This window comes from Collinsella sp. AF11-11 (assembly GCF_003465485.1).
Taxonomy (GTDB): domain Bacteria; phylum Actinomycetota; class Coriobacteriia; order Coriobacteriales; family Coriobacteriaceae; genus Collinsella.
On record NZ_QSAS01000018.1, the window covers coordinates 22,290 to 33,404 of the forward strand.

8 protein-coding genes are annotated in these 11,115 nt (G+C 57.2%); 6 read left to right on the plus strand and 2 right to left on the minus strand.

All coding sequences use genetic code 11. The features are described from left to right. The first annotated feature begins 119 nt into the window (after positions 1 to 119). The 4 genes from DWV58_RS08885 to DWV58_RS08900 all read left to right on the plus strand — a co-directional run bounded on the left by DWV58_RS08885 (position 120) and on the right by DWV58_RS08900 (position 5,923). Positions 120 to 1,112 carry a helix-turn-helix transcriptional regulator gene (locus DWV58_RS08885; protein ID WP_117776869.1) on the plus strand — a complete coding sequence of 331 codons (993 nt, stop codon included), beginning with the start codon at positions 120 to 122 and terminating at the stop codon, positions 1,110 to 1,112. Positions 1,113 to 1,427: 315 nt separating this feature from the next. Further along, a complete protein-coding gene (locus DWV58_RS08890) occupies positions 1,428 to 3,056 on the plus strand; it encodes an amidohydrolase (RefSeq protein ID WP_158564554.1) in 1,629 nt (542 codons plus the stop codon). Positions 3,057 to 3,148: 92 nt separating this feature from the next. Beyond that, positions 3,149 to 4,525 (plus strand): MATE family efflux transporter, encoded by a 1,377-nt coding sequence (locus DWV58_RS08895; protein WP_117776871.1) that lies wholly within the window; start codon positions 3,149 to 3,151, stop codon positions 4,523 to 4,525. A 228-nt stretch (positions 4,526 to 4,753) separates the two neighbouring features. Continuing rightward, the gene (locus DWV58_RS08900; protein ID WP_199409482.1) at positions 4,754 to 5,923 is read left to right on the plus strand and encodes an ATP-binding protein; all 1,170 of its coding nucleotides are present in this window, start codon (positions 4,754 to 4,756) and stop codon (positions 5,921 to 5,923) included. Positions 5,924 to 6,295: 372 nt separating this feature from the next. Here the strand turns inward: DWV58_RS08900 and DWV58_RS10100 are convergent, their stop codons facing one another. Next, positions 6,296 to 7,099: a LuxR C-terminal-related transcriptional regulator gene (locus DWV58_RS10100; protein ID WP_255413167.1), complete on the minus strand. Its 804-nt coding sequence runs from the start codon at positions 7,097 to 7,099 to the stop codon at positions 6,296 to 6,298. 178 nt (positions 7,100 to 7,277) lie between these two features. On the opposite strand from DWV58_RS10100, the gene aguA reads away from it, so the two are divergent. Next, positions 7,278 to 8,399 carry an agmatine deiminase gene (gene aguA, locus DWV58_RS08910; RefSeq protein WP_117776873.1) on the plus strand — a complete coding sequence of 374 codons (1,122 nt, stop codon included), beginning with the start codon at positions 7,278 to 7,280 and terminating at the stop codon, positions 8,397 to 8,399. Between the two features lie 191 nt (positions 8,400 to 8,590). Continuing rightward, entirely contained in the window at positions 8,591 to 10,141 is a 1,551-nt protein-coding gene (locus DWV58_RS08915; protein ID WP_158564555.1) for an RNA-binding domain-containing protein, read from the plus strand. A gap of 82 nt (positions 10,142 to 10,223) precedes the next feature. Here DWV58_RS08915 and DWV58_RS08920 read toward each other — a convergent pair whose 3' ends face one another. Beyond that, positions 10,224 to 10,868: a GNAT family N-acetyltransferase gene (locus DWV58_RS08920; RefSeq protein WP_117776875.1), complete on the minus strand. Its 645-nt coding sequence runs from the start codon at positions 10,866 to 10,868 to the stop codon at positions 10,224 to 10,226. Between the last annotated feature and the right edge of the window lie 247 nt (positions 10,869 to 11,115).

Consider the following 11,115-nt stretch of genomic DNA (forward strand, 5'->3'; position numbering starts at 1 on the left):
TTTCATCGGTGAGACACAGCTTGTTTATCTAAACGATACAGTACGTTTAATCGGTGAGTCTAATCTTGCGGCAAAGAATCTGTCAACATCCTCACAGCATCTAGACAGGGGAGGCGGGCATGAGTTTCGCGTTCTATATCTACACCACGATTATCATGGGTGTGGCTCTGGTGACCAGTGCCGTGGCATTGGTGGTTTGGCTCATGACGCGTCGTCGCGACAGCCTGGCGGCCGCGGCGGGCTTTTTGCTCTACATGCTCGATATGTCAGTCATCTTTTTTGACGAGTACAATCGGCTCAAATACGACTATGCCGTTACCTTTAGCGAGCCGTTGCAGCACCCCTTGCTGCGCTGCGTGCTCGGTATCGCCATCTATGCTTGCGTGGTACTGTGGATGTTTGCGCGCATGCGCAAAAGACCGACGTCGTGCATGCTCGGACTCGCTATCGTGCCGTTTTCAATCTTGCAATTGCTGCTGGTGCCTCGCAGCGGCGCTGCCGGAGAGGTGCAGCAGTATCTCTTTTGGCTCACGCGTGACCTGGGCAATGTAGGATGTCTTGCCTATGCCGCCTGGCATTACCGGTACAGAGCAACGCGTGTTGAGAAACTCGACCTCGACCGCTCAAAGCTCTTTTGGAAGGTGGCCTTCGTTCTTGTGTTTTGCGTGATCGCCGAGGACACCTACATGATCTTGTTCTGCCGCCCCGACTCCCAAAACCCCGTCATCGGCCTCTTTTTGTGGTATCTGTCCGAGCGCAATATCTCCGAAAACGTGCTGCTCGTGGTATGCGCGGCTCAGCTTTTTTGCCAGTTTAGCCATATCCTGCGTGTGTATGCCCGTCATCCGCGTGCCGATGAGGACGTGGCGGCCGAGAGCGCAAGCTCTGAGGACGATCTCGCATCGCGTGTGGTGATCTATGCCGACGCCCATAAGCTGTCACGGCGCGAGCAGGAGGTGCTCACGCTGGTGCTGAAGGGCAACGACGCCCAAAACATCGCCAGCGAGTTGGTCATCAGCCCTGGCACGGTCAAGGCACACCTGCATCGCATCTACGTTAAAAGCGGCGTCTCCAACCGAGACGACCTTATAGATACCTTTTGGCGTTCCTAGCCCCATTCTTCCTCGCATGCGGGTCTTGCTGTGTGGACGGCCAAACCGTTGGGCGTAATGACGCGGTAATAATCTCAGACAATAAACCTGCAGGTAAAGCGTGTAAACCTGCTTAAACTGACCGTTTGCGGTCCCTGGCCTTGGCACGGATTTGCCCCTGTGTATCAATGGGTGTAGCGCGAAGCCGCGGACGTGGGACAGACGTCCGAGCACGGCTTGTAGGCACGCGCCGATGCGGGAGCGCTACGCTCCCAACCGAGTGCCCACGCGGGCGGTGCGTCCGCGTTGCAACCAAAGATGCCTGAGGAGGCTCACATGGACAAGGCTGATGTAGTTATCAAGAGCAACGCCGTCTTTACCGGCGATGGGCTCGAGACGTTTAAGGGCGGCGTTGCCGTGCGGGGCGAAAGAATCGTTGCCTGCGGTGACGATGCCCACCTGGCACCGTTTATCGGCCCCGATACCGAGGTGCGCGACTTTGGCGACCAACTCGTCATGCCCGGCCTGATCGACTCGCACACACATTTTGCCCAGGGCGCGTTTATGACCGACCCCGATTTTGCCGTCAACCTCATCGACTGCACCAGTTTTGAGATGGCAATGGAACGTGTCGTGGCGTTTGCCGATTCGCATCCTGACAACGAGTGGATCGTTGGCTGTCAGATCATCCAGTTCCAGTGGGAAGTTCCCGAGATGCCCACCGCGGCCATGATTGATGAGTACATCTCCGACCGCCCGGTCTTTTTGCAGCAGGTTGATATGCACACCTTTAGCGCCAACACCTGCGCTATCAACAAGGTGGGCATTACCACCGAGACCCCCGACCCCGCGGGCGGCAAGATTTTGAAGGACGCCGACGGTAACCTTGCCGGTGTGTTCTCCAACAACGCGGGAGCCCTCTTTATGGATGAGGTCTATGACCCAGCGCCCGAGGTGGTCAACGCCTCGTTTACCAAGACGGCTAAGCGCGCCAACAGCCTGGGCATTACTACCATAGGCATGGTCAACCCCACCTTTGTAAGCATGGAGAACCCGTTTGGCGTGCTTGCCGACCTCAACGCCAAGGGCGAGCTGCCGCTGCGCGTCTTTATGTACACCGATTTGTTTGAGAACGAGACAATGGCGCTCGATCAAATCAAGGCCAAGTACAACTTCCCTGGCACGCAGGTCGAGTGGCACGGCTTTAAGCAGTTTATCGATGGCGTGTGCTCCGACCATACCGCTTGGATGCTCGAGCCCTACAGCAACGCACCCGAGAGCTGCGGCGAGGCTGCCGAGGATCCCGAGCGCATGCGCGCTGCCATGCTCAAGGCACTTGAGTGGGGTGTCGATACCCGTATCCACGCCATCGGCGACCGCGCCGTACGCACCATCCTCGACAACTTTGAAGAGGGCGAGAAGCTCTACGGGCAGCAAGGATGCCGCCACTCCATCGAGCATAACGAGACGGTGCAGCCGGAGGATATGCCCCGCTACGCCGAGCTCGGCGTATGCCCGGCCATGCAGCCGTGGCACATGCTGCTCGACATGGCTGACCTTGCCAAGGACGATGCCGTGGGTCCCGAGCGTGCCGCGCTTTCGTGGTCCCTGCATAGCCTGCTTGCCAGCGGAGCCGTGGTGCACCTGGGCAGTGACTTCCCCGTTGTGGGCTTGGAGCCCATGGAGGAGGTCTACGGCGCGGTCTTCCGTATGCTCGAGGACGGCTCTAACCCCGAGGGCTGGTTCCCGCAGGAGCGCATCACCATGGCAGATGCCCTGCGCGCCTACACCTACGGTGGCGCCTTTGCCATGCATGCCGAGGACCGTATCGGTACGCTCGCATGCGGCAAGCAGGCCGACATCTGCGTGCTCGACCGCAATCTCTTTAAGTGCGAGCCGGCTGAGGTCCTCGAGGCCACGGCGTCTCTCACGATGATTGCCGGCAAGGTGGTCTACGAGGCCTAGCGGGGCTGCTGCATCGCTGGGCGGTGCCACAGCCTGTGCGTGCCGCCCGCCCATCCATTCATTCATCAATCTCTCATGGAAAGGGGAGAACAATGGCAGAAGAAGCAACCGCCGCTGTTGAGGAGGAGCGTGAGCTTGCCTCGCAGCCGATTCCCGGCCTGGTGCGCAAGTACACCATCATCACCGGCCAGGGTATGCTCGCCCAGATTATCATGGTGGTCCTTGAGGGCCTCGTGATGGGTTGGGGCCTGGGTGCCCACGGCCTGGCCTGTGTCTCGATCATCATGTCGGTCGAGTACATCAACCTGGCCTTTGGCAACCTGTTTGGCACCGGCGTACCCGCCGTGGTGGGCAACCTTTTGGGTGCCGGCGACATCAAGGGCGCAAGCAAGGCTTTTAGCCAGGGCTTTTGGCTCACCACGATCGTGAGTGTGCTGCTAGCTGTGGTGATGGCCGTGTTTACCGAGCCCATCTGTGCATTTTTTGGCGCCACGCCCGACATCATGGTCGATACCGTTGCCGGCGTGCGCACCTTCGCCGTGCTGCTACCGCTCACGGTCATTGGCCAGATGATTACCGCTGTGATGCGTGTGGACGAGAAGGTTCAGATCCAGGCCAACCTCATGACCGTATCGGCTATCGTCGCCATCTGCTGGCTCGCGCTTTCCACGTTTGTTCTCAAGTTTGGCGTTATGGGCGCCGGCGTGTATTACGGGCTTTCCATCGGCATCTGGGCCATCGGTATCTTCTGGTTCATCGGGGGCAAAAAGTCCCAGCTCCAGATTAACCCGGCCGACCTCAAGCTCGATTTTGCCATCTGCGGCCAGATCTTCAAGATCGGCTTCCCGTTCTTCCTGGTCCAGGGCGCGACCTTTATCTTTAATACCGTTGCCAACTCGCTTTTGGGTTCGCTCGGCGGCGACATGGGCTCGCTCTACATCGCAGCTTTTGGCGTGATCAACGGCTACATCCTCTACATTACCATGATGGTTGCACAGTGCTTCTCCTACGGTCTGCAGCCCATCGCTGCCTTCAACGCCGGCGCAAAGGCTTGGGCGCGCCTTAAGGAGACGCTCTCCTGCACGCTTAAGTACCAGGTTGTGACGCTGGCGCTAGTCACCGTCGCGCTCTGGCTTGCCGCCACCCCGGTGTGCGCCTTCTTTGCCGGCAGCGATCCTGCGCTCGTTGAGGTTGCCGCCAACGCCACGCGTACTGTCATCCTGGCTGTTGCCCTGGGCTATCTTGCCATGACCATGTCGATGTATTTCCAGGCGGTCGAGAAGGTTGGTGTCGCCACGTTTACCGGCCTGCTTCGCTATGTGATCTGCTCGGTGCCGCTTATGTACCTCCTCGGCAACATGATGGGTGTCGAGGGCGTGTGGATCGCCCTGGTGGTGGCCGACGCCATTACCGGCATCATCTCCATTGCGCTCGCCGCGCACGAGTCCAAGCGCCTTGCCACGCTCTAGGCTCGGACATGACTGGCGTACGATAGTCGAACAAGTTAACTCGCCTGTAAGCCACCACAATGGGGACAGCCCCCATTGTGGTGGCTTTTGTTATTTAGGGTCTGAGATTTCGGCTCTATAAATAATGCTTTTGAACTGGGCTACTATAAGATTGTGGTAAACACTACTATAAGATTATGGCGAATGTTACTATACGATTATGGTAACAGCGTTATAAGGGGCGTTGATATGGCTGAGTTTATTAACAGAGATTTGCATGAGTTGCTCATTCGCATGGCAGGCTGGTTTCCTGTTGTGTCGTTGACAGGGCCTAGGCAGAGCGGTAAGTCTACGCTGGTTCGGCATGCCTTTCCCGACTATTCCTACGTCACGCTTGAGGACCCTCAAACGAGGCGCGCGGCCTTGGAGGATCCGGTGAGTTTTATCCGCAACCGAAAGGGCGGACTCATCATCGATGAGGCGCAATACGCCCCGGATTTGTTTTCAATGATCCAGGTTGTTTCGGATGAGCGGGGAGACGCCGGTCAATACATCCTTACAGGCTCGCAAAACTTCTTGATGATGAAAAGCATTGGGCAGTCTCTTGCCGGGCGAGTCGGGATCTTGAAATTGCTGCCATTATCGTTTCGAGAAGCGGAGAGGGGCCAGCAGGGGCAGCTGGAGGTGGATTTGTTCGCGCTCGAAGGGGGATACCCTCGCCTGCGTTCCGCCGGAATGCCGTCCTCGGTTTATTTCCCCAGCTATATCGATACCTATGTTGAGCGCGATGTTGTGGGCTTGCTTGATGTGCGCAATAAGGCGGAGTTTCATAAGTTTCTGTCCATAATTGCTCAGAGCGTCGGTGCCCTCATCAATATATCCTCGCTTTCTCGAGATACGGGCGTGAGCGTATCGACCATTAAAAGCTGGTTGTCCATCCTGGAGCAGAGCTACCTGACGTTCTCGCTGCAGCCCTATTATGCAAATGCCAAGAAGCGTCTAACTAAAACGCCCAAGCTCTATTTTTACGACACGGGGCTGCTCTGCTACTTGCTCAAAATTGGATCACTGGAGCAACTATTGGAGAGCCCTTATCTGGGGGCCGTTTTCGAAAACCTCATCGTTTCCGAAACGGCGAAGAGCCATCTCAACGTGGGCGAGAATCCCGAGCTGTATTTCTATAGGGACGACAGCAAGCGTGAAATCGATTTGCTCGACTGTACAAACTCAGGGAGTCCCAAGGCTATCGAAATAAAATCATCCAGAACGTATCACGATAAGTACGCCCGTCATCTACAGACTGTATGCGATGAGATCGACATTGCAAAAGATGCGCGCTATGTTGTGGCCCGCGTGGACTCAACGTATGAGTCGAAAGACTGTAGTGTGGTTTCGGCGCGTGATTGGCTTTTACGATAACAAGCTCGGCGTATTAACGACCGCCGCGAAGGGAACCGGCCCCTTTTGCGGCGGTTTTTTGCCTATCTGGTGCATCTTAGATGCAAGTGAGTAGACTTATTTGGATATGCCGAGCACATCGCGACAAATGCTCAATAAAACCGCAGGTCAGAGCTGTGGCGTTTTGGGGCGTACTTGACCTCCTGCAAAAAGCCTACTCACTTGGTTTTTTCTGTTAGAAGACCGCCGCGAGGTGGAGTGGCTCCTCCGCGGCGGTCGGCGTTTGCCCAGATAAAACCTGCCAAAATAAACCTGTCTACTCTTTGAGTCAGAGCCGACACTAATTCAAATGGCGAAATCAAAGGGCGTTCTCTGCATGGAGGGCGCCCTTTTTTATCGCGGGATGTTTTGCGCGGCAGTCATAAGGCCCAGGCGGTTGCTGACGCCGAGCTTGCGATAGATGGCGTTGACGTGCTTCTTGACGGTTGACTCGCTTATGAATAGCTCGTTTGCCATCTGTTTGTTCGTTTTGCCGTCGAGCATGAGCCGCATGACTTCGGCTTCGCGCGGTTGGATATTGTGTTCTGTAATGAAGGCGTTCAGATGGTTTGCGTCTTCTGTCTGGGTGAGCTTAATGCCCCGAGGATAGAGGTTGGCGAGCGCGAGGCTCGCGTGCCGAGCGACTTCGAGCAGGATTGCGAGCTCGGTGTCGGTGAAGTCTCCGGCCGTGCGTTCACGAAACAGGGTGATGCTTCCTAGCGGGCTGTCGTTGTGCGCGAGCGTGGCCGTACAGCCAAAGTAGACGCCCTGCGGTTCCATCCATTTGCGATAGATGGGCGTGGCATCGCGTCGCTCGACGTCGACGAGGTCGAGGTCGCGGTAGACGCCGACCTTATGTAAGTCAAAGCTCCATGTTGTATAGTCCATCGCGGCGTAGCGGTTGTAGTAGTCGCTCAGTGCGCGGTCGTCCATTCCGCTGCTTGCGGGGTGGACGTAGCGTGGGGCATCACTGCCCGCCGCCTCGATCAGGTCGAACATGGCGATCCGATGGGGCACGAGCCCTGTCGTTCCCTCGAGGGTCTCCTTTTGCAGCTTATCGACACCGTGTGATGCGTGGATTGCAAGCGCGAGCTCGTTGAGAGCAGTCCAGGTCGTACTGTCCAACTCAATAGTCTGCTGTTTATTGCATGGGGGCATAGGGCGTCCTTTCCATTGTGGAACCCAGTATGTCATGTTCTCGGCCTGAATAGAACTTTAGGTCAGCGAATGGTATACCGTCGGTCGCTGAAAGGGGCTCGAGGGACCATTGAGAACATCTCGGTGCGACCGCATCATGGTCTCGTCAAGCAAAAGCACCGAGATTTAGGAGCTTGAAATGAAGACCATCTACGAGAGTGAGTCCACACCTAAGAAGGATGGGTTCTATATGCCCGGCGAGTATGAGGAACAGGAGCGTACCTGGATTCTGTGGCCGCACCGCTCCGACGTGTGGCGCTACGGCGCCAAGCCGGCGCAGAAGGTCTTCACCGAGATCATCAAGACCATTGCACGTTTTCAGCCCATCACTGTGGGCGTCAACACCGAAGACTTCCCCGCGGTGTGTGAGATCTTCGACGGCGTTGAGAACGTGCGCGTTATCCACATGGAGTACAACGACAGCTGGATTCGCGACCCCGGCCCGGCGTTCCTTGTTAATGACAATGGTGAGGTTGCTCTTTCGCACTTCCACTTTAATGCTTACGGCGGTTTCATTGACGGCCTGTATTTCCCGTGGGACAAGGACGCTTCCATTGGCCTGCAGGTGGCACAGCTCGAGCAGGTTAACCGCTATCGTCCCGAGGATTATATCCTCGAGGGTGGCTCGTTCAACTGTGATGGTCAAGGCACCGTCGTGACCACCGAGATGTGTCTGCTCAACGAGGACCGCAACCCGCAGTACACCAAGGAGCAGATTGAGGAGAAGCTCTCTGAGTATCTCGGTATCGAGAAGGTTATCTGGATCAAGGACGGTATCGATCCGTACGAAACGAACGGTCATGTGGACGACGTCGCATGCTTTAGTGCGCCCGGCGAGGTCTGCTGCATGTGGACCGATGATCCCAACCATAAGTTCTACAAGGAGTGCCAAGAGGCGTATAAGACGCTTTCCGAGACGACGGATGCTCGTGGCCGCAAGCTCAAGATCCACAAGGTGATTATGCCTGCGACCTCGGTATATATGACCGAAGAGGAAGCCAGCACGATTGACCCCGTCGAGGGCGTGCTGCCGCGTACCCCCGAGGATGCTTTCGAGCCGAGCTACCTCAACTTCCTGCCCGTCAACGGCGCAGTGCTGGTGCCACAGTTTGGCGACCCCAACGATGCCCAGGCACTCAAGGATATCCAAGCCGCCTATCCGGATCGCGAGGTCATCGGCATCATGACGCGCGAGGTCATCTATGGTGGCGGCAACATCCACTGCATCACCCAGCAGCAGCCCAAGGCGCGCTGCAAGTAGAGGCGGTTGCACGGCACACGGGGTAGTGTCGATATGACCTGGGGCCCGCTGGCGCACACGCTGGCGGGCCCTTTTGCGTGCGGCGGGCAGCATTGCACGCGGGCGCTCGGGTCTAAGCGAGGGTACCAGGGGGCCTTGCTTATCGTCGATAGTTGGTCTAGAATCGTCGATAGTCGATGATAGGGGGTAGCATGCAGCTTGTTGAAAGTGAGACCGTGGAGTTCAAGTGCACATTTACCCCTAAGCTGCTCAAAGCTGTGGTGGCGTTTGCCAATTCGAATGGCGGTACCTTGTATATCGGAATCGACGATTTTGGCAGCATCGTCGGCGTGGACGATATCGATGCCACCATGCTTCAATGCTCTAATGCAATAACCGATGGCGTGTATCCCGACGTTTCTGAAATCACGACGGTCTCCGCATTGGACATCGATGGCGCAGCGTTGGTGAAAATCGAGGTGGAAGCGGGTCCTCACAAGCCGTACTGCCTGTGCTCGAAGGGATTTGTTCCCGCCGGGGTATATCGGCGCCTGGGTCCTGCCAACGTGCCCATCGAGATGGCCCAGATCCGCTCGATGATCAAGCGCACCGACGGCGATTATTTTGAGACCGCGCGCTCTCATGAACAGAGTTTGACGTTTTTTGAAGCCGAGCGGGTCTTTAGGCGCGCGGAGATTACGTTTGATCAAACCTCTCAAAAGAATCTCGGCCTTATCGATGAGCTGGGCTTTTACACCAATTTGGCACTGCTGGTCTCTGACCAAAACCCCTTTGCAGTCCGCGCTGGCCTCTTCAACGACGATGCGTATACCGAGTTTATCGACCGTCAGGATGGCGAGGGCTCGATCTTTAGGCAGATAGAGGATATCGAACGGTTCCTCAATATATCGAACGCAACGCGTATGTACTTTGTGCCGGGAAGACTTGATCGCATAGATAAGGACGACTATCCCCGCGAGGCTGTTCGAGAGGGAATTCTGAACCTGTTTATCCATCGCGACTACGAATCTTCGGTGGCGTCTCTTATCAAGATGAGCCGTACGGCGCTTGAATTTACCAATGCGGGAGGGCCGCAGCACATCAGCGTCGAGGAGGCGCTTGCGGGCGGCTCGGACGCTCGGAATCCAAAGCTGCAACTGCTCTTTTTGCGCCTGGGGATGGTCGAGGCGTTTGGAACGGGCCTCAAGGGGATCCGCGCGCTCTATGAGGCGGAAGGGTTGGAACCCGAGGTCTGCGCCTACCCTGCAATGTTTAGGTTGTCGCTGCCCAACGTCAATGCCGTGCGCAATTCCCATCTGACGCCTCGTGGCAATAGCGGTCCCAACTTGCGTGGGGATTACAGCGATTATGAGCAGCTCGAGCGGGAAGGGGCGCTGCCGCCCGATGTTTCGCAAGCGTTTACATCCGTGCGAGCGCAGCGAGAGGGGCACGTGTCGATGAATGGCGACTGCGGCCACGAGGTGCGTGCCAAGCTCGTGGAGGAGCTTGGCTTTGATGTTGCGTGCAAGGCGTCCGCGATGCTACAGGATGTCTCGGACGAGCGACGTGGTGGATACGCTCGCACCTTGATTCGCTTTGCCCTTGAGCGGCCCCGCGGCTTTACGCGCCAGGATGCCTCGGACGCTCTGGGAACTGGGCGCGACGTGACGCTGCGGGTTATCAACGGTTTGCTTGAGGAAGGCGCACTCGTTAAAGAGGGGCGCGCTCGGGCGACGAGATATCGCGCTGTCGGGCAGGTTTAGGGACGGGCGGTCCGGCCCCCTGGGTTAATCCTGGGTAGAGGCCAAGGGCCGGGTGCCCGGCTCGCCTTGATTGAAGGGGTACTTAGAGCGTGCCTCCGTACATGTAGACGATAAAGCCGTCGCCGGTGTCTTGGCTGTGGTCCTCCAGGATGCGCTTCATGTTGAGGTGTTCGTAAAACTGCCAGTCGGAGTTGCAGTCGCTCATCAGGAAGAACTTGGTGCAGCCTGCCTTGGCGAGCTCGGCGCGCGCAAGGTCGATGAGCTCGCGGCCGAGTCCCTTGCCCTGCCATTCAGGCACAATGATAATCAAGTTGAGTTGACCCTGGGCATATTCGTTGCCTGTGGCGGCAAAGCGATCCGCTGTAGCCTTTTCGCGGCTGTCTCCAAAGAGCGAGCCCTCGAGCTTGGCATCGGCGGTCTTTGCCATCTCGGTTGCCTGGGCGAACATCTCGTTATAGTAGGGCTCCCACGTGGGATTGGTGCGCGGCTTGCCGTCTTCGAAGATGCCGATGCAGCAGGCGGCGATAATGCGGCCCTCGGTCTCGGCGACAAGTGCGATGGGGGAGCGCTGCAGCTGCATGGCGATGTTAAAGCGCGCGCAGAAATCGGCAGCTTCGACGTCGCCGCGGTTGCGCAGCGTGTTGCACCACAGCTGGTTGTAGATGGCGGCGATGCCGGCCAGGTCATCGAGCGTGGCGGCGCGCAGGGTTACGTTGTCAAGGCTCATGGAGGCTCCTTCCAGGTTGGGTCAGGCCACCTATGAGTGTGACATGGCGACATCGTTGCCGCATCAACCATTCGGCAGACGAGCGCCGATACCTCGGGGACGGAGAGGTGGCAATTGGGTAGTCATTGGGGACGTTCTTAAACGACTAGTCAAACAAGAGCGTCCCCAACGACTACCTCAAGGAATGTCCCAGACTGCCGGCAGAGACGATATGAGCAGGACATAAAACATTGAGAGCCCCTGCTGC